The sequence below is a fragment of the Psychrobacter sp. P2G3 genome (assembly GCF_001593285.1).
Classification (GTDB): domain Bacteria; phylum Pseudomonadota; class Gammaproteobacteria; order Pseudomonadales; family Moraxellaceae; genus Psychrobacter.
The window spans coordinates 1-22,038 of sequence record NZ_CP012529.1 but is presented as its reverse complement, the minus strand read 5'-3'; the positions used below and the strand labels follow the sequence as shown (position 1 = coordinate 22,038).

Sequence of the window (22,038 nt, the reverse complement as noted above, 5' to 3'; positions counted from 1 at the left end):
CTAGTAACTTCATCCTGCTTTACAACCTTCGGGTAATAGATCTGATGAAGTTACTAGAGTTTTACATTCCTTTGCTAGTTCAATTGATGCTTTTTCTACCTTAAGAAACAAGGCTAGTCTTGCTTATGTAAACGAACTACTAGAAACACCTGAAGCAACAGCTACAGTTAATGCTATGTATACTATATTTAGATATATACAGGATTCAATACAACGAAATAATAATAAATCTCCGTTCTAAAAGGGAAAAACATTAAGACAAAAAAACACCCAACCAAGTTGAGTGCTTTCTGCTATCTAATGTTAGAGATTAAGCTAAAACCTACTCCCACTCAATAGTAGCAGGCGGCTTACTCGACACATCATAAGTCACGCGTGAGACTTCGGCGATCTCATTCATGATGCGATTCGATACGGTCTCAATCAAATCATACGGCAGATGGGCAAAGCGTGCCGTCATGAAGTCTACCGTCTCAACCGCACGTAGCGCAATCACCCATGCATAGCGGCGGCCATCACCGACCACGCCGACCGATTTAATCGGTTGGAATACCGCAAATGCTTGCGCGGTCTTCTCATACCAGCCTGAACGCTCGAGCTCTTGCATAAATATTGCATCAGCTTGACGTAAGATATCAGCAAATTCTTTAGTGACTTCGCCTAAGATACGCACGCCCAAACCCGGTCCTGGGAACGGATGACGATTAATCATTTTGGCAGGTAGACCAAGGGTAATACCCAGTTTACGGACTTCATCTTTAAACAAGTCACGTAATGGCTCAACCAATTCAAACGCCAAGTCATCCGGCAAACCGCCAACATTATGATGACTCTTAATGACGTGTGCTTTGCCTTGATGCGACTTAGCAGATTCAATCACGTCTGGATAAATCGTGCCTTGCGCTAAGAATTCGATGACTTTACCATCGCTTTGCTCGCTCACTTGACGGGCGCTATCAGCGAAGACATCGATAAAGGTCTTGCCAATGATTTTACGCTTGGCTTCTGGGTCAGACTCGCCTGCCAGCGCATTTAAGAATAAATCTTCGGCATCGACACGGATGACTTTGACACCCATGTTTTCCGCGAAAATTTGCATCACTTGATCGCCTTCGTGCAGACGCAAGAGACCGGTATCGACAAACACACAAGTCAGCTGATCACCGATGGCTTTATGCAATAGCGCTGCTACGACTGAACTATCTACGCCGCCTGATAGACCAAGCAATACTTGCTTATCACCGATTTGCTTTTGCAATTGCTCAATACGCATATCGATAATATTATCGGGTGTCCAGTCACCAGCACAATCACAAATCTGATGTACAAAACGACCAAGTAATGCCTCACCTTGTAAGGTATGAGTCACTTCAGGATGGAACTGGAGACCATAATAATGGCGCGTATCATCAGCCATAATCGCAATCGGACAGCTTGGGGTGCTAGCAACAATATCGAAGCCTGCTGGCGCTTCAATCACTTTATCGCCATGACTCATCCATACATTCAGCTTGGCTGACTTCCCTTCCGTGCTGCTGTCTTCAATGCCTTCAGTCAGCTGCGAATGCCCATTAACGTCAATCGTTGCCGCGCCAAACTCATGGATATCACTGGCATGGACCTGCCCGCCGAAACGATCTGCCATCGCTTGCATACCGTAGCAAATGCCTAGTACTGGCACGCCTAAATCAAACACCGCATCATTGATACGCGGGCTGTTCTCAGCATGTACGCTCTCAGGGCCACCCGATAAGATAATACCTTTTGCGCCAAAGTCATGGATGCGCTGAGCGTCGATATCGTAAGGGAACATCTCACAAAATACCCCAGAATCGCGCACACGGCGAGCGATAAGCTGGCTGTACTGTGAGCCAAAATCGAGAATGAGGATGCGGTCTTCTTTGATAGTAGGTAGTGCAGGAGTGGCAGCGGCAGTGGTCATAAATCAATGTCCATCAAGAAAAAATTAGTGGCCTATTTTAACAAGTTTGAGCACATTAATGGCTATTAGATGATTAATTATTCGCAGTTATTGACGATTATTAGTAGTTATTGCCAGTTATTCGAATTTGACGAGAGTAAAAGCGACAAAAGAAGACGCGGTAAGGTCAATAATTAGAAGAATAAAAGCCCGCTAATCATCTTTTATACATAATTAAGTAAATAAAACCATGCATTTATAGCTAATATAGGCCTAGCGCAAAATAAAAGTAACGGAGATAGATGATGACTAAGTCATTGAAAGGGCCATTGAAAAGGCCAACCAAAGAGCAATCCCACGAGCTGCCGAAAGACACTCAAAACTATGTCCTAAGCAAGTCTGATATCGAAAATACACCTGAGACCAAGCATATTCACCAGTTCAATGAGCAGGCCATTCGGCATACGGTTTCATTGAGCGACATCACTGGTCTGACCAAATTTGGCTTACACCTTGTACGCGTTGAGCCGGGTGATGAGACCACGCAGCATCACTATCATGAAGAGTCAGACGAGTTCGTTTATGTGCTATCTGGCCAGCTTTCACTGCGTTATGGAGATGACAGTTATCAGTTAACTGCCGGCGATTTCGTAGGTTTCCCAGCGCATGGCGACGCGCATTCTATGCTTAATGATAGCGATACAGACGCAGTCTATCTTATGGGTGGCAACAGACCGCCGATTGATATTTGCAATTATCCAGACATCAATCGCAAAATGTATACTATCCACGGTAAAAAGGAATTTGTGGACTTAGAAAATCTAGGTGAGGTATAAAATTTAACATCCAATATAAAGAGAAAACACAATGAGTAACTCTGGTAGTAAACAGCCTGATAGTACGCAGGCTGGTAGTAAAAAACATAGTCGAAAATCTGATAAAAGCACGAGCAATCTTTCAAAAGAGTATCTTCCAGACTATGTCAGAGCGCGATCAAAACATCATAAACCTCCTCATCTAGGTACCTTTGATGTGGGTATGTCCATTCCGCAATGGCGACCCGACCATGTACCAGATACTCGTATCGATAAATTCACTTTTTTTATGGTGTTAGCGATACTCTTTGGTATCGCCATACCCTTAATACTTTTTCCCGAGCAAGGCAAAGCTTGGGTGGGCATCGCTCGAACTTTTGTAACTGATAACTTTGGTTTTGCCTACCTAGCCTTTGGCGTCCTTGCCATGTTATTCGTCATTTATATTGTGATTTCTGATATCGGTAAGATCAAACTAGGTCGTCCAGAAGAAACCGCTGAGTTCTCCGATGCCTCTTGGGCGTCGATGTTGTTCTGCGGTGGTATTGGGGCCAGTATTCTGTACTGGGGTCTGATTGAGTGGGCGTATTATTATCAAAGCCCTCCTTTTAATATAGCAGGCGGCACGCCGGATGCCATTCGCTGGGCGACCACCTACGGTATCTTTCACTGGGGGCCTGTCGCTTGGGCCATCTATTTAGTACCTGCCGTTCCTATCGCTTACTTTTATTATGTGCGTCAGACGCCGGTACTTAAAGTTAGCCAAACGCTTATGCCGTTATTAGGCGAAAAGCTAGCTGGCAGCAATTGGGCTAAAATGCTCGATGTATTATTTGTCTTTGGTATGGTTGGCGGTGGTGCGACGACGCTAGGTCTTGCCTCTCCGCTTATCAACGAAGGCCTCTACAATTTATTTGGCTTACCACGTAACATCACTATGCAGATTGTAGTGTTGTTAATTACCACTATGATTTTTGCTTATAGTGCGTATCAGGGGTTAAAAGGCGGGATTCAAAAACTCTCCAATATCAACTTTTATTTGGCCGTCGTCTTCTTATTATTCATTCTGATTGTCGGGCCGACCGTCTTTATTTTAAATACTGGTTTAGAAGCCATCGGGCGTTCTCTCACCGAAATGCCGCGTATGATGACTTATATAGAACCCTTTAAAGACTTCCAACAGTTCGGCTTTGAGCACACCACCTTCCCGCAAGACTGGACCGTTTTCTATTGGGCGTGGTGGTTGGTATTTGCACCAACTATCGGCCTGTTCATTGCCAAAATCTCTAGAGGCCGTACGATACGTAATATGGTCTTGGGGTCGATGTTCTATGGCTCGCTTGGCTGTGCGATGTTTATGATTATCTTAGGTAATTATGGTCTCTATCTACAACTGACTGGCACAGTAGATGTGGTTGCTGTCCTAAACAATGAGTCGCCCACTGCGGCCATCTTTGCTATCTTGAATAGCCTACCGATGTCTTATGTAGTCATCGCCGTCTTTACCTTTTTAGCCACTATCTTTACCGCCACGACTTTTGACTCCATCTCTTATATCTTGGCGTCCGTCGTGCAAGTAGAAGTAGACGATGAGCCGCACCGTTGGAATCGCCTATTTTGGGCATTCACGTTGTGTTTGTTGCCCGCTATTTTGATGTTCTTAGGAGACCTGCAAACCTTGCAGACCGCTTCTATCATCGCTGGTGCGCCGCTCATTATCATTCTCTCCATGATGATGGTCTCGGTAATTAAAGCTGCGCGTTATGATCTCGCTTATCAGCCTGATTACAATATAAAAACCATTCATATCGAAGAGCTGCCCGATAATGCGCCGTGGGAAGTAGGCGAAACCTCAGTATCACTTGAAGGCTCAATCATGCATCAGCATGAGGAATGGGAGCAAATGCGCGAGGATACTGAAAACAATGGAAGTGAGAAGTAGCTTATGAAAATTGACTGTATTTGAGCTTTTTCTAAAATATCAAATTAAAAGGCTGGGCTACCAACGTAGTCCAGCCTTTTTACTGTTTCTATCTGTAATAGTAAATCTACTTTAAAAAGGAGCTAGAAACGGAGCTGGAAACAAAGGCAAAAACAGAAATAGTGCCAGTGGAACGAATTTTTTGCTAGCTTTATGACTCTTTAACGACATCACTAAAAGCCGCATGAATACGATTCAACCCCTCAATTAGCAGCGCTTTAGGGCACGCCACATTGAGGCGCATTTTAAGATGCCCTTCCGCGCCATATTTAATCCCTGCACTCAGCTCAACCTCAGCGTCTCTCAAGGTATCATAAAGCGTTTGATCATCTTGCGCGTACGCCGAGCAATCTAGCCATATCAAATACGAGGCTTCTGGGCGCATGACCTTGATGTCAGGAAGATGCTCCTCTAAAAAGCGCAGAGTTAAGTCAATATTGGTTTCAATATAAGCAAACGCCTGCTCCAACCATTCACCACCCTCTTCATAAGCACTTTGCATCACGGTATAGGCAAACAAATTCAGCTCGTACTCGTCATTTAAGTGCTGCTGCTGACTGATTTTTTTGATTAATGCTTCATCCTTAGCAAATATCATCGAGCCTTTAATACCTGCGATGTTAAATGTTTTCGTCATCGAGGTCAGGCTGACTACTTTATGCGCGTAACCTTCTGCTAGCGTTAAAAAAGGCGTAAACGTATGACCGCTCAAGGTCAAATCTTGATGAATCTCATCACTGACAATCGCTACATTGTGCTTTTTACAAATCGACAGCAACGCCTCAAGCTCATCCCTCGTCCACACGCGTCCGCCAGGATTGTGCGGATTGCATAACAAATAAAGCTTTACCTCATGCTCGACTATCTTAGCTTCGATATCAGCCAAATCTAAATGATACTGTCCTTCGACTTCCTTTAGTGCAGAGGTCACAAGCTTACGACTATTTTGCTCAACCTTGGTCATAAAAGGCGTATAAATAGGATCATTGACCAGTACCGCCGCACCTACTTCGGTAAATATATTCATCATTAGTGCCAAGCTTGGCACAACACCCGGAGAAAACAAAATATTTTGCTTATCCAGCCGCAAATCATAACGACTGCCATGCCACTCAATAATTGACTCATACAAAGCCGCAGTAGGTTTGGTATAACCCAATACGCCGTGCTGCGCTACTTGTTCAATCGTGTCCAAGATAGGCTGGGCGGCTTTAAAGTCCATATCCGCCACCCACAGCGGAATTGTGTCATCGCTATAATGCCATTTGAGTGACCCCGTATCACGCCTATCAATTATCTCATCAAAGTTGTATAACACCAGCATTCTCCTTTACGGTAGCTTTAATTTATTATAGTCCAAATATTACAGTGGTTTTTATGCTCTAAGCCACTCATAGCATAATGATTCGAGAGGTAATATATACAAGGATTTATCATTACTGCGACTACTGTTACTTCAATCTTTAGTAGAGTAAAGAAAAATCAATTTTTCTTAAGTAACGCTACTGCTTATTGGTGGCACTGGTCATAGCATCTACCAATACCTGACTCACAATATCACTGCGCAATAAGTATATTTTTGCTGCTTAATTTAATAAGTTAATAAGCTAGCGTGTTTATAGACTATAACTGTTCATTCATCAGCTTAAATAACCTTTAAAAATATAACACTATCATTATTTGAATAATGGTTAAAAATTAGTGTTACATTAATATTGCGAATTCTACATATAATTGAGTTATTTATGCCAGAGTGCGCTGATATTGCATGGATTATGCTCTATAAGCATCCACCCAAACCACCTACTAAGCCAAGATGGCTTTTCTAAAAGGATTTAGCATTATGAAAATGGACTTTTTACCAAACTTAGCACTCAAAATTAGTGCCCTTACTTTAGCAATCGTAGGCGTCGCTTCATGCACGACTATGGCAACAAGCACTGAGCCTCAACCAATGAATGCAAATGCTACTAGCAGTACTGCCCTCGCTCTTGGAAATACCGCAACTGCTGGCGGTACGAATGATACCGTTGCTATCGGTAATCAAGCCAATGCAGGACTTAATTCAGCAACCGCTGTTGGTGGTCAAGCCAACGCTGCAGGTCTAGGATCAACGTCTATCGGTTGGCAATCCAAAGCCACCGCTGAACGTGCGCAAGCTTTTGGTCATCTAGCCAATGCTAGTGGTGTACGTTCTACCGCAGTGGGTGAAGCGGCCATGGCTGGTGGCACAAATGACACGGTCGCTGTCGGTAATAAAGCCAATGCAGGTCTGAACTCAGCAACTGCCGTCGGTGGTGAAGCCAACGCCGCAGGTCTAGGCTCAACGTCTATTGGCTGGCAATCCAAAGCCACCGCTGAACGCGCGCAAGCTTTTGGTCATCTAGCCAATGCTAGTGGTGTACGCTCTACTGCAGTCGGTGAAGCCGCAGCAGCACAAGGTGCAAATTCGGTCGCTATAGGTAATGAATCTATGGCAGGCGGCATGAACAGCATCGCTATCGGTAACGAAGCAAAGGCGACTAAAAACAACCAAGTCGTCTTAGGCAATGCCGGACAAGTTCAATCAAGTACTGCGTCACAGTCAGGTACCGTCAGAATAGTCACTATCGATGATAACGGCACTTTAGGCACTATGCTCGTTGATTACTATAAATCAGCTCGCTAACCTTTTAATCGCTAACATTGGCAAAGCTATAGCCAATAACCCTAGACAAAATAATTAGACCTCGCTATTGCGGGGTTTTTTAACATGAAATAATTGATTACGAACTTCCTTCAAAAAACACTTCTTTCTAAACTTAATACTATATCTTTCAACTGTAGACCTCTCAACAACTCATAAATAAAACAAAGATAGAAAATAGCCATGAATGTTCAACAGACTCTAATTAAATAACTTCAGACTACAGATTTTTGTCATTGCCTCATAGTCATCATGTCATTATTACCTATATTCAAGTTAACAGTATCGCCATTCTACTTATACATAGAAACCAAATTTTCATAAACTATTTAGCGTTGGTTAACTATTGATTAACTTAGATATTTTTTGAAATATAAAACTAGCATTAGTTGAGTTATTGCTATAAATTAACAATAAATCTATATGGAAAAATATGAATATACCTTCTTATCTTTATTATCGGAGTGATTCAATACTGCGAGTAGTACAACTTCTGTTACTACCTACCCAAACCACCTACTAAGCCAAGATGGCTTCTCTAAAAGGATATAGCATTATGAAAACGGATTTTCTACCATGCTCAACGCTAAAAATCAGCACCCTTGCCTTAGCAATTGCCGCGGCAACACTGGGATCATTTTCTGCCTCAGCTGACGGAACTGCAGACTGTAATGCAAATGCTGGCGATCCAACTGCTCTAGAGTGCGGTGTTAATGCTACTGCAACGGGCGTAGATGCTCTTGCTGTTGGTACAGACTCGGCTGCAACCGGCAATTCCACCACTGCTGTGGGCGGTGAATCAGCTGCTACTGGTCCTGGTGCAACTGCCATCGGTTGGCAGGCTGTCACTCAAGGAAATCGCTCAACAGCGCTAGGACACCAGACCTCCGCAATCGGTGTTCAATCAGTCGCCGTCGGTGAAGATGCAACTGCCACAGGCAATGGTGCAATCGCTATTGGCGGTAACAACGACGTAAATGATGACGGAATTTTGGACGAAGACGGTGTCGGTTCAAATGCCAATGGTAATGACGCTGTGGCAATTGGTGCTGGCGCCAGTGCTCAGGGCAACTCAACCACAGCAGTTGGTGGTGAATCAGTTGCTACTGGTCCTGGCGCAACGTCTATCGGCTGGCAATCAAGCGCAACAGCTGAACGTGCTCAGGCCTTTGGTCACTTAGCATCAGCAACTGGTTTGCGCTCAACTGCGGTTGGTGAAGCAGCCAGCGCCGAGTCAGACAACGCGATTGCCATCGGTAACAACTCAGTAGCCTCAGGTCTTGATGGCGTTGCGATAGGCGGAGACAGAAGTGGTGTCCGGCAAACAACAGCCTCTGGCACGTCATCAACGGCTGTCGGTGCGCAAGCCCAAGCAACTCAAGCGGGTGCTACCGCGATAGGTTGGCAATCAACTGCTAGCGCCGAGCGAGCTCAGGCCTTTGGTCATTTAGCCAATGCTAGTGGTGTGCGTTCTACGGCAGTCGGTGAAGCAGCTACCGCAGGCGGCTTAAACAGTATCGCTATCGGTAACCAAGCCTCCGCGGCAAGCGATAACCAGATAGCGCTGGGCGGCGCAGGTCAGCTGCAAGCAAGTACAACCTCACAATCAGGCAATACCAATATCGTCACCACCGATGCCAACGGCACTTTGGGTACTAGCGTCAGTGTGGACTCATTAGCAACATCTAGACAATTTAACGATTTACGCCGCCAATACGATCGTCAAGAAGATCGTTTGGATGAGGCAGAAGACGGTATCGCTATGGCCCTGTCTCTAGAAACCCCAGTCATTCCTTCAGGTAAGCGCTACGCTATGTCGTTTGGCACGGGTTATTATAACAGCAGCTCAGCACTAAGTACGTCTTTCGCAGGAAGACTCAGTGACAGCATGACCATCTCAGCAGGTGCTGGGGTTGGGCTAGATACGGGCAAAGTCGGCGCACGTGGCGGGGTTACCTTTGCTTGGTAGGATATGATTAACCTTAGTTAAATTAACTAAAATTAAGAAGGCCTCGCTATTGCGGGGTTTTTTGATAACTAAAAAAGCTCAATTAGTACTCAGGTTCATTTAGGATTAGCTGTATACCTTATAGCTTTAAACTCTTTAAATAATACTTAGTTACTGCTGTAAGTATAGAGCTTCAACACCTTAAATTCAGTTCTCTCCTCTTAGTTATCGCTATCACGCCCTAGACTCTAAAATCCGACAGTCACCTGCCAATAAATAAGCACCGCACTCATACTAAAGAATGAGCCCACGGTAGAGACGATGACGATAGCAGACATGCGATCAACCAAGCCATAATGCTGACCAATGATAGCAATGGTAGAAAACACCGGTGCTGAGGCAAATAGCATAGCGACATATTTATCTTGTATCGAGCCGCCAGATATTAATGTTATGGCCAGCAGCACAAGCAGTGGATGTAGGATAAGCTTACCTAAACCGATAGTGGTGATTTTTGGTAAATCTCCTTGCAGCTCCAGCCCATAAAGGCTCATACCGATAACAAACAAGGCAAGTGGTGCCGCAGCGCCAGTGAGCATTTGCGTGGTTTGGGCGACAACTTGTGGTACAGGGATACTAAAGATAGAGAAAATCACACTGACCACGATGGCGATGATAAGCGGATTATGAGTGAAATTTTTGCCAATACCTAAAAGGACACTTGCCAGAGACTTAGTTGAAGCAGGATTCATTTCAGCCATTACAAACAGCATCGGCAGGATTAATAGGCTTTCGATAAGAACGTTCATCGACAAGTAAGCGGCAGCCTTGCTAGACCCAATAACCATAGAGATGACAGCAAAGCCGATAAAGGCACTGTTAGAAAACGAGAGCGCAGCAGAGTTTAAAGCGGCGGAAATGTTGTCTTGTCGCCAGACTGCTTTGGTGAGCATTATGCCAACCATAAAAGCCATGACTGAGCCCAAAGCATAGGTAAACAGATAATGCGGTAGGATAACTTTTTGAAAAGGCGTGCCAGCGATAGCGTTAAACATCAGTGCTGGCAGCGCAATATTCATCACCAGACTACCCATGCCTTTCGCATGCTTGGGGTCAATGACTTTGAAGCGTACACATAAGTAGCCAAGCGCGATGATGATAAAAATAGGGGCAGTGATGTTAATAATATCTAACATAGTAGTGATTGCCCCTTGTAGGCATTGATACAGATGAGCACTGTTATAAACAATCGATTTTAGAATGAATACAAACCCAAAATCTAACGTCCTTCTTTAGCGACCTTTAAACTCAGCATCCCTTCTCTCAACCATCGCCATCGCACCCTCACGGGCATCTTCTGAGTGGAATAAATGCGGCAAATAGCTATGAATATTAGCCAATGCGGCTGCAGTTCCACTACGACTAACATCTTGTGCTGAGGACAGTAGACCTTGTACGCCCAGTGGTGCAGCTTTGCAAATCTCTTGTGCGATAGTCATTGCACGCTCGTATTCTTCGCCATTTGGCACCACTTCACTGACTAGATTAAGTCTATCTGCGGTTTGCGCGTCGAACGCCTTACCTGTGAGTAGATACGGCATGGCTTTTTGCCAGCCTGCTGCCTGTATGAAACGTACCGTTGCCCCACCAAATGGCATGATACCGCGCTGCACTTCCATCTGTGCAAAGTTGCAGTTATCACTAGCGATGACCACATCACTGTTTAGCATCAGCTCAATCCCAGCGGTAAAGCAGGTACCTTGTACCGCGACGACGACAGGCTTAGTACGTAATTTACCAGTGATACCCCACGGGTCAATCTCGTCATCGCTAAATTCAAACGCGCCTTTGTCCCATTTATCTTGTAACTCCATCAGATCCAGACCAGCGGTAAAATGCTCACCATGGGCGAATATCAGCGCACAACGTAGGTTATCGTCATTATCGTAATGGGTAAGTGCTTCAGATAATTGCTGAATCATATGACTGTCAAAGGCGTTGCGCTTATCGGCACGATTTAGTCCGATTAAGCAGATATAGCCGTCCGTTTCATAAGTGATGCGATTGTCTGTACTGTTATTACTTTCCGTAGTCATGGTATTTCCTTTTAAAGTTTACTCTTGTAAGGTCAGTGACATAGTTAGACTAACCCACAATAGATAAAGTATGGCTGGAAGAAATTTTTGCAGCCTCTGTCTGGCAAAGCGCACAGCAAGCAAAAAAATTTCTTCCAGCTATACGGAGATATAGACATTCATTTTGGATTGTATCTATGTAGAGTGTTTTTAACATCGTTCACTTTCAATATAGACATACACCCCTTGCAACGCAAGCACCGTTTTAGCATTGCTATTCATAGCTGCCATCAATATCAGTTGACCTGATTTGCGATAAGTGCAACTATTATCCAAATTAAGACTTCACTCAGAGCATTTTATGGAATTTTGGCACGGTTTTTTGCTTATCACCAGCGTCCATCTACTCGCTGCTGCCTCCCCTGGCCCTGATTTTGTTTTGGTTTCACAGCAGACATTAGCAAAAGGTCGCCGCACTGGTTTGATTTGTAGTTTGGGTATTACCTTAGGTCTCGCCGTACATATTATCTATTCGGTGCTAGGACTAGCGACAGTAATCGCCCATTCGCAGCCATTACTCACCGCTATTAAATGGTTGGGTGGTAGTTATCTTATTTATCTTGGTTGGCAAGGTATTCAAGCCAAACCTAAGAAGCCATCAGATTTAGCAGCCTCAACAAATGCGGCAAACTCAGAAAATGCAGGCATTGACGTTTCACGCACTGCGTCTGCCGAGCAAGAACAACCACATGCTAATGAAAAATTATTAACACAAAGCCCTACTGCTAAAAACTTGTCTAAGAACCTGTCTAAGAAAGAACCTTCTACCAATACCGACTCAACTTTCGCTATTTTGCGTCGTGGCTTTTTTTGTAATGTGTTCAATCCAAAAGCACCAGTATATTTCGTAGCGATATTTACCCTTGTATTATCACCTGACATACCGCTATGGCAGTTAGCCATTTATGGCGTATGGATGATGGTATTGCAGATGGCATGGTTTAGCACCGTGGTAATGTTACTCTCCATCCCTGCAATTCATCGTCGCTTTCAGCGTTTTGAGCATTGGATAGACCGCATATTGGGTACAGCGATGATAGTATTGGGATTAAACCTTATTTTACGCAGCCGATAACACATTAGTTACCCGCGAAATCTGCTAAAATGGTCGGTTATATTCAAACATCAAAGCCCCACACTATGACCAGCACCCCTTCAAACAGTAAACACAGAAATAGATCTCCAGCGACCGCGAAAAAACTCGGTAAGCTACACCCGCGTAATCCGCACCAAGGTCGTTATGACTTTGCGGTATTGACCCGCGCTTTACCAGAGCTTGCCAAGCATACTATTACCAACCCTAATGGCGAGCCGACGATTAACTTTTCCGACCATCAGGCTGTACGTGTGCTCAACCAAGCGCTATTAGCTCATTATTATGGCGTCAAGTTTTGGGACATTCCAGAAGGCTATCTCTGTCCGCCTATTCCTGGTCGTGCCGACTATATTCATTACATCGCTGACTTATTGGCTCAAACCACGCACATTAATGACGACAATACACCACCTACTGGTAAAGAAATCCACGCCCTCGATATTGGTACGGGTGCCAGTGCCATTTATCCAATTATTGGTAGCCAAAGCTACGGTTGGCGTTTTACGGCTAGCGATATCGACCCTATTTCGGTCAATACCGCAGCGCTTATTTGCGAAGCCAATGCGAAGTTAAAAGGTGCGGTTAAAGTAAAACTACAACCTGAGCCTAAACGTATTTTTAAGAATATTATCGGTCGCCAAGATTACTTTGATGTGGTCGTTTGCAATCCCCCATTCCATGCCTCATTAGAGGAAGCGATGGAAGCCAATACCCGCAAGCAGCACAATTTACAAAGACATCGCGGTAAGAATGAAAATGAGCAAATAAGCCGACACTCAACGAAGACTGGTAATGCCGCGCAAAACCTAAACTTCGGTGGTCAGCACAAAGAGCTGTGGAGTGAGGGCGGTGAGATTGCCTTTTTGACCAAGATGGCAAAAGAGAGTCAAGACTTCGCCGAGCATGTTGGCTGGTTTACTACCCTCGTCTCCAAGTCGGAAAACGTAAAACCTTTGCAACTACTGTTAAAACAACTCGATGTCGCCCAAATGCGCATTATTGAGATGAGTCAAGGGCAAAAAAACACCCGTGTATTAGCATGGCGTTTTAACACTGACGAAGAATAATCGCTGGTCATATAAATGAAAAGTTTCACGTGAAACCAAAAAAGCACCGCTCTGGAGTCTAGAAAGGTGCTTTTTATTGAGAAAATAAAATGTTTTTTTAGGCGAAAAACATAACTTTTAGCCCAATTGCGATAAGCACCAAGCCGCCCAACGCTTCCGCTTTATCCTCTAGCCATGTACCTGAGCGCCAACCCAGATAAACACCAAACAACCCAAATCCAGCGGTTACTACCGCAATAATCAAACAAGCTAACCACGCATTAAGCGCCAATAAATTAAGGGTAAAGCCTGCTGCCATCGCATCAATGCTAGTCGCAATCGCGAGCGTAAACATGGTGCGTTGATTGATAGTTTGATGACCCTTATTAATAGCCTCAATAGTCGTAACTGCATTATTAGCATCGGCTTTTAGATGAAGCGCACTATCTACCGCATCTTCCCCATCGCCAGCAAAAACCTCATAAAGCATTTTACCACCGAGACCGATAAGTATAATGCCTCCTATCCAAGGTGCAGCAGCAGCCAGCCAACCTAAGAGGGCCGCGCCTAATAAATAGCCGATAAGTGGCATCACTCCCTGCGCAATCCCAAAATATAACGCAGCATAAATAGCTAAACGCCATAAATATTGCTTACTCTGTTTTTGCGACTTGGCACCCAGCCCAATCGCGACGGCGAATGCGTCCATTGCTAGAGCAACGGCAAGTAACACGACTTCGATCATTTTATTTTTTCGCTTATACTAATAATTTATAACTGGGACACTTTAGGAAAGTGTCTATAGTCGATTAAATTTAAAAAGAATTCAGCGCTGCTGGAATAAATTTTGCGAAGCCTCTGGAGTGCGAAGCGCACAGCAAGCAAGAAAAATTTATTCCAGCAGAACGCAATTCTTAATTAAGTTTCACGTGAAACAACTCTAATATTAAAAAACCACCGCCTTGAGTGTCAAAGCGGTGGTTTTTATTATTTAACAGTTATTAAGCAACTTTCATAGCCAATTTAAATATCTAAATTAGAGACTGTCAACGCATTCTCTTCAATGAAGATACGACGCGGCTCAACATGATCACCCATTAAACAAGTGAACATATGGTCGGCAGCGATAGCATCTTCAATCGTGACACGTAGCATACGACGGTTTTCAGGATCCATCGTAGTGTCCCAAAGCTGATCGGCGTTCATCTCACCTAGCCCTTTATAGCGCTGAACCGATAGACCACGACGCGCATCTAACATCATCTGTTGCCACAGATAATCAAAGTCACGTATTGGAATGTCCTTACTAGCGCTAGTACTATCGCGACGGATAAATGCGCTGTCCTCTAACAAAGTATTCCACTCGCTTGATAAGCGTAGCAGCTTGCTATATTCGCCCGAGTTAATAAAGCTAGAGTCGAGCAGATAATGATGTGCCAACTGATGCACATAGACGGTTATCCGTGGCAACCATTGTGCTTTAGTAGATAACGCCTCATTATTAGACGCTTCGCCTGCTTCAGCTTCTACTACTGGCTTCATACCCAATAAATCTGCTGCCGCTGCATCCATATTTTTCGGTTGCGGTGCATGAATATTGACCAACTCAATCTCAGGGCTCAAATCACTACCGAAGTGATCAAGCTGAGTTTGCATGGCTTCTTTCCATGTTTGCATAGCAGACTTATCATAAGTCATATCGGTGCTAAGCTTTGGCGTATGCGTCAAGGCGTCCAAAATCACTGCTGGAAAACGAATCTGCAAACGTGCTTTGATCAGCTGCGTTTGGTTATAGTCATTCAGTAGCGTCTCTAACGCTTGACCAGTAATGGCAGGCGCATCAGCACTGATATGTAGCTTAGTATTATCAATCGTCGATGACAATAGATAGGCTTTTAAGGCTTCGTCATCTTTGAGATATAACTCTTGACGACCTTTTTTCACTTTATATAACGGTGGTTGAGCAATATAAATATAACCACGCTCAATCAGCTCAGGCGTTTGACGGAAGAAGAAGGTCAACAGCAACGTACGAATGTGCGACCCATCGACGTCCGCATCGGTCATGATGATAATTTTATGATAACGTACTTTATCAGGGTTATACTCATCAGGGCCAATACCGCAACCAAGCGCAGTGATTAGGTTGCCTACTTCAGCAGATGATAACATCTTGTCAAAACGTGCACGCTCAACGTTTAAAATTTTACCTTTTAATGGCAAAATTGCTTGGGTCTTACGGCTACGACCTTGCTTAGCTGAACCACCTGCAGAGTCACCCTCCACAATATAAAGTTCTGATAAGGCTGGATCTTTTTCTTGGCAGTCAGCCAATTTACCAGGCAGACCTGCGATATCCAAAGTAGTCTTACGACGCGTCATTTCACGTGCTTTACGAGCTGCATCACGTGCACGAGCTGCATCGATGATCTTACCAGCAATCGCTTTACCAGCACTTGGGTTCTCTTGCAGATAGTCATTGAACTTATCATGCATCGCTGATTCAACAGCAGATTTAACTTCGCTCGATACCAGCTTATCTTTGGTCTGACTTGAGAACTTGGGATCAGGCACTTTAACCGATACAATTGCCGTCAAACCTTCACGTGCATCATCACCGGTCGCGACCACTTTTTCTTTTTTGAATAAGTTTTCGCGATCCATATAAGTGTTCAAACAACGAGTCAGCGCTGAGCGGAAACCAGATAAATGGGTACCACCATCACGCTGTGGAATGTTGTTAGTAAAGCAAAGCACTTTTTCGTTATAAGTATCTGTCCACTGTAGCGCGACTTCGACACTGATACCGTCGGCCTGCTCACTGTTAAAGTGAAATATCTCATTGACGCTGTCTTTGCCCGCATTGATATAGCTGACAAACTCCGACAATCCGCCTTTGTGTTCAAACTCATGACGCTTATCAATACGCTCATCCGTTAAGACGATGCGCACGCCCGAATTAAGAAAAGATAATTCACGTAAACGCTTAGCTAAGATGTCATATTCAAAGATGGTACCGGTAAATACATCGGTACTAGGATAAAAGCGGATCTGAGTACCCGTTCTATCAGTTGCTTCCATTTGTTGAATGTCAGCATCAGGCACGCCATCGGTATAAGTCTGATGATAGTGATAACCTTCACGCCAAATATTCATTTCAAGCTTTTTAGACAAAGCGTTAACCACGGAGACACCTACACCGTGTAGACCGCCTGAGACTTTATAGCTGTTATCATCGAACTTACCGCCAGCATGCAGTACTGTCATAATAACCTGTGCTGCCGATACGCCTTCTTCTGGATGGATATCGACAGGGACGCCGCGACCATTATCGCTAACACTCACTGACTCATCTTCATGAATGATAATATCAATCTGATCACAATGACCAGCAAGTGCCTCATCGATAGAGTTATCCACTACCTCAAAGACCATATGATGCAAGCCTGTGCCATCATCGGTATCACCGATATACATACCAGGACGCACGCGCACCGCTTCTAACCCGCGCAATACACGAATATCTTTGGAGCTATAATCAGATGGAAGTCCTTCAGGAACAACAGCGGAGGCAACAGTCTCAATGACAATATCTGACACCATAGTATCTGACGTCAGTTGTTCGTAATCGGTAGGTAATGAATCACTCATGTGCATTCCTTAATCTAGCCATAATCAGCCATATATCATCAGCTCACCACTACGGTGACACCTTATGACGTTATCTTAGACTTAACGTTTTACGGTCGAAATCTTTAATGCATATTATTAGCTAAAACACTGTTAGCTAAAGCTTTGTAACATGTAATATAGACTTAAAACTAGTACCTCAGTTTTAAGTCAAAGCTTCCGTTTTGTTTTAAACATTATTGAAGCTCGATAAAAAACGAAACGTATAGTTATCAAACACTTAAAAGCTTATAGATAATAAAAAACATCTATATAAATTCACAAAATAACTTGCTGAGAATAGGACAAAAATAAAGCCCCATTTTAGCATTTTTTTGCTTCTAAGTCACTGTTTACTGAGAGTTTTATCACTACTACTTGGTCTCTGAAGATAATAATGATTATAAGAAGACGGTAGGATAAATAACGAACAGTTTGGGAGGTAGATAGGGTTTAAAAGAAGATAATTGTGAGTGAAAAATAAATAGATAAGTGAAGATGTTTATCGAAAATCAGGTTAAAAAAGATAATACGCTACTCAAAAAATAAGACATTACCTAAAACGAGTAATTTCACCCTGTTTCACATGAAACACTTTAGGTTCTGACCAGTACTGATGCACTAAGGGTAAAATATCATCCATCAAACTGGTCATAAACACCTGACATGGTAGCTGCGCTAAAGTCAACAGTAATATCTCTATTGCTCTGCTATCTAGCTCTGCAGTAATATCATCTAGCAGTACTACTGGTGTCACTCTTGATTGAAAATCGCTGTTAGATGAAGAGACGCCTTTTTCAGTTTCGAGCAACAGTGGTAACTGAGACAAACGCAAAGCAGTAATCAACAGCTTTTTTTCACCGCGAGATAACACATTAGCTGCCTGCTCTTTTAAGACAGGCAGTTTAGGATTCGCTTCAACTTTTGATACTTTACCTATATTTTCATCTTCATCTTCACTGAAACTTGTCTTTTCTACTGAATCGATAGAACGCCAATGCACGTGAATATCGGCACGGTGGTTACCAATACGAGTATATCCTAACTGTAAATCCTGCTCTAGCCGCTCATTGAGCTGTACGTCTAGCCCAACATTAGTATCATAGCCAGCGTTATAACTCAGGCTCAATTGATCAGCATAAGCAGGCAATAACTGAGCGATACTTTGAGCAAAATAAGGCTGCCATTCAGTAAATATCCGTTCACGATAATGATGGATAAGTGCGGCATGATTACTAAGACCTTTGTCCCATGACTTTAGCTCAGCAAGCTGTACTTGAGTCAAATGACGCGTCTTTTTTAGCAAACTATTGCGCTGTTTTAATAGTCGTTGATAAGCAACCCATTGTGGATGAAAGCCCTGTTTCATGTGAAACACTAGCCAGTCTAATAATTGTCGACGGCTAGCACTACCCTGCTCTAACATATCCATCGTGGATGGATCTATCAGTAACGTTGGTAGCTGTTCAGTTAAGATACTTTGATTATAAACGGTGTTTTGATTAAGACGTAGAAGTGTTGTAGCATCGGCTTGTTTCTGGATAGCTAATGTACTGTTATCGTTGAGCTTAGAATGTACGATGGTAGTATTCTGATGGTGCTGAATATAACGTTTAGGCTGATGGTGGCGAAAGCTTTTACCTCTTGAAAGTAAAAATATAGCTTCAAGTAATGATGTTTTGCCACTACCATTTGCACCGATGATGACGTTGCAAGCAGCACACTCTAGATCGACCTGAGTTAAATTACGCAGATGTGAAACTTGTAGACGTTCAATCATAGTACCGACAGCCGCCTATTTTATAACTTGCTTAATAGCAGGCAAAAGTTTAATTCAATAGTAATTTTCTTAGTGATTTAGAGTTAGACTTTAAACGTAGAAACTTGCTAAAAACCGTTATGCGAAGAAAGTTTTATAGCCTAACTCACCGTCTTTTTAAAAACCAAAAATGCTATATACGCATTGGCATGATGACATATTGATGGAACTCATCATTAAGCTGATTGACCAGCACTGAGGCATTTGATTGGCTCATATGCATTTGTAGATCACCTTGGATCACGCCTAAAACATCTTGTAGATAAGCTGCATTAAATGACAGCTCCATCGGCTCACCTTGATACTTAGCTTGTATCATCTCGACGGCTTCATCTTGCTCAGCGTTATTAGCACGGACTTCTACCATACCGTCGCTGGCAAAATTAAAGACTACACCACGTGATTTTTCGTTACTTAAAATCGCGACACGGCGTAGCACATCAGTCATTTTTTCTTGATTGAATAAGGCCAGCTTATCGGTATTACTTGGCATAACGCGGCGATAATCAGGGAACTTGCCATCAATCAAACGCGCGGTAAAAGTAACCATTAAGTTTTGACTCACCTGTCCTGCACTATCAACTTCACCAAATGGTAGGCTAACTTGCAAGAATTCACGACCGAAGCTTAAAGTAACCGGATTATCTTGATCGCCAAGCATCTTACCAAGCTCAGACGCCAAACGCTCAAGCTCAATCACTGCTTTACGTGGCAAGATAGCCTGCATATTAAGATCAGCACTTACATCGATGACACTACGCGCCAACGCTAGTCTGTGCCCATCGGTAGCAACCGTAGTTAGTTGCTGCTGTGAAACATCAAATAGCATACCCGTTAGATAATAGCGTACATCCTGAATTGCCATCGCAAACTGGGTTTTATGAATCAGATCAGTAAGACGACTACGGCTGATGGTCAACGGTGTAATATTTTCTGGATTACCCAAGCTTGGATAATCTTCGCTAGGCAACGTACCTAAAGTAAAGCGACTCTTACCACTAGTCAGCAAGCAGCGCTCGTTTTCTTGAGTGGCAAGGTTAACTTGTGCTTGGTTAGGTAGTGATTTACAGATATCTCTTAACTTAGTAGCTGGTAAAGTCGTTGTACCTGCTTCAACACAAGCACCAACCGGCAATTTCAATGTCGATGTCAGCTCTACTTCTAAATCAGAGGCGGTTAAAATAAGCTCAGATTCAGACAACTGCAGCTTAATATTACCCAAGATAACCATATTATGGCGCTTGTCAGCAGCCTTGGCGATCAAGTTAATAGCTTTTAGTAACGACTCTCGATTAATCGATAATTGCATGCTTAGTTACTCTTATTTGAATGATTCTTTTTATAATGATATAGATAATGGTTCGATACTGTCCACCTAATATAATCCATATAGTAGATAGATGCTGAGACTATTATAAACCATATCACCCTACTAAAACATAGTGATCCTAGGCTCCTCTAAGCCGCTTGTAACATCAGCGCTAGCGTCTTATAGTCCTTATCGAATGCAGGATCCGCTGCTCGTAGTTGATTAACTTTATCACAAGCATGCATCACCGTTGTATGGTCACGCCCACCAAATGACTGTCCAATCTCTGGAAAGCTATCACCTGTTAACTCACGTGCTAATGCCATCGCTATTTGACGGGGTCTTGCAATACTACGAGTACGTTTACGCCCCATGATATCTTTAACTGTTACATCATAGTACTCAGCGACAACTTTACGAATATTGTCCATATTGACCGCTTGTACGCGCATAGCGACGATATCTTTTAGCGCATATTGCACCATCTCAAGAGTAATCGGCGCTCCAGTCAAATTAGCGTTTGCAAACACCTGATTCAATGCACCTTCCAAACGCCTAACATTTGAAACGACATTTTGAGCAATAAATAACGCGCATTCTTTAGGAAGTGCCATTCCATAAGATGCCGCTTTCTTTTGTAAGATTTGCATGCGAGTGTCGATTTCTGGAGGATCAACAGCTACCGTTAATCCCCAAGAAAAACGTGATCTAAAACGTTCGTCGAATTCAGTCATCTGTGATGGGTGACGATCAGAAGCCAAAATTAACTGCTTATCACCACTAGTAAAATCAGCAAATAAAGTCAAAAACTCATTGCTGCTTTTAGTCTTTCCAGCTAATACGTGAATATCATCTACAATTAATAAATCTACTTTTTTTATTTTCTTTTTAAAATCTTCTATTTTATTATTTCTTAATGAATAAACTAATTGATTAATAAATTTTTCAGAAGTGAAATAATAAAAACTTCTATTATTTTTTAAATAGCGATGTGCTACAGAATGCATTAAATGCGTTTTTCCCAATCCTGAAGGACCGTATATAAATAAAGGATTGTGACGATTCTTTGATTGGCGCTTACTAAGCTCATAACATGCCTTGTAAGCTAAATTATTAGACTTACCGGTGACAAAGGTTTCGAAGGTAAAATCAGGGTTAAGATAACTTAATGACTTAGCATCGGCTGAGTCGACCAATTCTGCATGACGCGTGTTGGCATCAATATCTGCTCTAGCAATATTATTATGCGTCGTTTCAAAATTGTGATCTGCAAGGGTAGGGGAGGGCTTATCTTCTGCAAATAAGGAACCTGACTCAAGCTGATTATTATCTTCAATGTCACGGCCAGCGTTATCAACACGCACAATAACTTCTTCAATACTGCCTTGGCTATGCTTAGCTACCAGCTGCTGAATATCATGCAAATGGTTTTTTTTGATATACGTTACAAAGTAATCATTAGGGGCAAGAATAATAAGTGTCTGCGCTTCTTGATGTGCTGATAGTGGTCTTAACCACATAGTAAATACATTATCTTTAACGTGATAACGTAAATCGTTTAGGCATTTATCCCAAATAGCTGCTGTATCTATCATGAAAAGTACGAACCCCAT

Annotated in this window: 15 protein-coding genes; 6 read left to right on the top strand and 9 right to left on the bottom strand. The window is 43.1% G+C overall.

Annotated elements, in window-relative coordinates; all coding sequences use genetic code 11:
• Positions 1-322 precede the first annotated feature (322 nt).
• The gene (gene guaA / locus AK823_RS00075; RefSeq protein WP_068325287.1) at positions 323-1,942 is read right to left on the bottom strand and encodes a glutamine-hydrolyzing GMP synthase; all 1,620 of its coding nucleotides are present in this window, start codon (positions 1,940-1,942) and stop codon (positions 323-325) included.
• 281 nt (positions 1,943-2,223) lie between these two features.
• On the opposite strand from guaA, the gene AK823_RS00070 reads away from it, so the two are divergent.
• Together AK823_RS00070 and AK823_RS00065 are read left to right on the top strand one after the other, a co-directional pair.
• A complete protein-coding gene (locus AK823_RS00070) occupies positions 2,224-2,757 on the top strand; it encodes a cupin domain-containing protein (RefSeq protein ID WP_082785581.1) in 534 nt (177 codons plus the stop codon).
• Between the two features lie 31 nt (positions 2,758-2,788).
• Positions 2,789-4,678 carry a BCCT family transporter gene (locus AK823_RS00065; RefSeq protein WP_228138879.1) on the top strand — a complete coding sequence of 630 codons (1,890 nt, stop codon included), beginning with the start codon at positions 2,789-2,791 and terminating at the stop codon, positions 4,676-4,678.
• 190 nt (positions 4,679-4,868) lie between these two features.
• Here the strand turns inward: AK823_RS00065 and AK823_RS00060 are convergent, their stop codons facing one another.
• A complete protein-coding gene (locus tag AK823_RS00060) occupies positions 4,869-6,041 on the bottom strand; it encodes a MalY/PatB family protein (protein WP_068325283.1) in 1,173 nt (390 codons plus the stop codon).
• A 519-nt stretch (positions 6,042-6,560) separates the two neighbouring features.
• Here AK823_RS00060 and AK823_RS00055 point away from each other — a divergent pair.
• Together AK823_RS00055 and AK823_RS00050 are read left to right on the top strand one after the other, a co-directional pair.
• The gene (locus AK823_RS00055) at positions 6,561-7,385 is read left to right on the top strand and encodes a hypothetical protein (protein ID WP_228138878.1); all 825 of its coding nucleotides are present in this window, start codon (positions 6,561-6,563) and stop codon (positions 7,383-7,385) included.
• Between the two features lie 574 nt (positions 7,386-7,959).
• The gene (locus AK823_RS00050; protein WP_068325281.1) at positions 7,960-9,372 is read left to right on the top strand and encodes a YadA-like family protein; all 1,413 of its coding nucleotides are present in this window, start codon (positions 7,960-7,962) and stop codon (positions 9,370-9,372) included.
• A 227-nt stretch (positions 9,373-9,599) separates the two neighbouring features.
• On the opposite strand, the gene AK823_RS00045 is transcribed toward AK823_RS00050, so the two are convergent.
• Positions 9,600-10,547, bottom strand: coding sequence for an AEC family transporter (locus tag AK823_RS00045; RefSeq protein ID WP_068325279.1), 948 nt, complete (start codon positions 10,545-10,547; stop codon positions 9,600-9,602).
• A gap of 96 nt (positions 10,548-10,643) precedes the next feature.
• Complete coding sequence (locus tag AK823_RS00040; protein ID WP_068325277.1) at positions 10,644-11,447, bottom strand: crotonase/enoyl-CoA hydratase family protein; 804 nt, start codon at positions 11,445-11,447, stop codon at positions 10,644-10,646.
• A gap of 340 nt (positions 11,448-11,787) precedes the next feature.
• Between AK823_RS00040 and AK823_RS00035 the strand changes: the two genes are divergently transcribed.
• Positions 11,788-12,561: a LysE family transporter gene (locus AK823_RS00035; RefSeq protein ID WP_068325275.1), complete on the top strand. Its 774-nt coding sequence runs from the start codon at positions 11,788-11,790 to the stop codon at positions 12,559-12,561.
• Positions 12,562-12,590: 29 nt separating this feature from the next.
• Positions 12,591-13,649, top strand: coding sequence for a 23S rRNA (adenine(1618)-N(6))-methyltransferase RlmF (gene rlmF / locus AK823_RS00030; RefSeq protein WP_068325272.1), 1,059 nt, complete (start codon positions 12,591-12,593; stop codon positions 13,647-13,649).
• A 97-nt stretch (positions 13,650-13,746) separates the two neighbouring features.
• Here the strand turns inward: rlmF and AK823_RS00025 are convergent, their stop codons facing one another.
• The 5 genes from AK823_RS00025 to dnaA all read right to left on the bottom strand — a co-directional run bounded on the left by AK823_RS00025 (position 13,747) and on the right by dnaA (position 22,020).
• On the bottom strand, positions 13,747-14,373 hold the full coding sequence (locus AK823_RS00025; protein ID WP_068325270.1) for a manganese efflux pump: 627 nt from the start codon (positions 14,371-14,373) through the stop codon (positions 13,747-13,749).
• Between the two features lie 278 nt (positions 14,374-14,651).
• Positions 14,652-17,279 (bottom strand): DNA topoisomerase (ATP-hydrolyzing) subunit B, encoded by a 2,628-nt coding sequence (gyrB, locus tag AK823_RS00020; protein ID WP_082785580.1) that lies wholly within the window; start codon positions 17,277-17,279, stop codon positions 14,652-14,654.
• 571 nt (positions 17,280-17,850) lie between these two features.
• The gene (gene recF / locus AK823_RS00015) at positions 17,851-19,077 is read right to left on the bottom strand and encodes a DNA replication and repair protein RecF (protein ID WP_068325268.1); all 1,227 of its coding nucleotides are present in this window, start codon (positions 19,075-19,077) and stop codon (positions 17,851-17,853) included.
• Positions 19,078-19,249: 172 nt separating this feature from the next.
• Positions 19,250-20,425 carry a DNA polymerase III subunit beta gene (dnaN, locus tag AK823_RS00010; RefSeq protein WP_068033534.1) on the bottom strand — a complete coding sequence of 392 codons (1,176 nt, stop codon included), beginning with the start codon at positions 20,423-20,425 and terminating at the stop codon, positions 19,250-19,252.
• A 149-nt stretch (positions 20,426-20,574) separates the two neighbouring features.
• Positions 20,575-22,020 carry a chromosomal replication initiator protein DnaA gene (gene dnaA / locus AK823_RS00005; RefSeq protein WP_068329983.1) on the bottom strand — a complete coding sequence of 482 codons (1,446 nt, stop codon included), beginning with the start codon at positions 22,018-22,020 and terminating at the stop codon, positions 20,575-20,577.
• Positions 22,021-22,038: the final 18 nt, after the last annotated feature.

What these genes read in the sequence shown, in the direction of transcription:
- AK823_RS00070 (WP_082785581.1), top strand. Translation starts at nt 2,224, where the DNA reads ATGATGACTAAGTCATTGAAAGGGCCATTGAAAAGGCCAACCAAAGAG.
- AK823_RS00050 (WP_068325281.1), top strand. Translation starts at nt 7,960, where the DNA reads ATGAAAACGGATTTTCTACCATGCTCAACGCTAAAAATCAGCACCCTT.
- AK823_RS00040 (WP_068325277.1), bottom strand. Translation starts at nt 11,447, where the DNA reads ATGACTACGGAAAGTAATAACAGTACAGACAATCGCATCACTTATGAA.
- recF (WP_068325268.1), bottom strand. Translation starts at nt 19,077, where the DNA reads ATGATTGAACGTCTACAAGTTTCACATCTGCGTAATTTAACTCAGGTC.
- AK823_RS00060 (WP_068325283.1), bottom strand. Translation starts at nt 6,041, where the DNA reads ATGCTGGTGTTATACAACTTTGATGAGATAATTGATAGGCGTGATACG.
- AK823_RS00035 (WP_068325275.1), top strand. Translation starts at nt 11,788, where the DNA reads ATGGAATTTTGGCACGGTTTTTTGCTTATCACCAGCGTCCATCTACTC.
- AK823_RS00045 (WP_068325279.1), bottom strand. Translation starts at nt 10,547, where the DNA reads ATGTTAGATATTATTAACATCACTGCCCCTATTTTTATCATCATCGCG.
- gyrB (WP_082785580.1), bottom strand. Translation starts at nt 17,279, where the DNA reads ATGAGTGATTCATTACCTACCGATTACGAACAACTGACGTCAGATACT.
- AK823_RS00025 (WP_068325270.1), bottom strand. Translation starts at nt 14,373, where the DNA reads ATGATCGAAGTCGTGTTACTTGCCGTTGCTCTAGCAATGGACGCATTC.
- dnaN (WP_068033534.1), bottom strand. Translation starts at nt 20,425, where the DNA reads ATGCAATTATCGATTAATCGAGAGTCGTTACTAAAAGCTATTAACTTG.
- rlmF (WP_068325272.1), top strand. Translation starts at nt 12,591, where the DNA reads ATGGTCGGTTATATTCAAACATCAAAGCCCCACACTATGACCAGCACC.
- guaA (WP_068325287.1), bottom strand. Translation starts at nt 1,942, where the DNA reads ATGACCACTGCCGCTGCCACTCCTGCACTACCTACTATCAAAGAAGAC.
- dnaA (WP_068329983.1), bottom strand. Translation starts at nt 22,020, where the DNA reads ATGATAGATACAGCAGCTATTTGGGATAAATGCCTAAACGATTTACGT.
- AK823_RS00055 (WP_228138878.1), top strand. Translation starts at nt 6,561, where the DNA reads ATGAAAATGGACTTTTTACCAAACTTAGCACTCAAAATTAGTGCCCTT.
- AK823_RS00065 (WP_228138879.1), top strand. Translation starts at nt 2,789, where the DNA reads ATGAGTAACTCTGGTAGTAAACAGCCTGATAGTACGCAGGCTGGTAGT.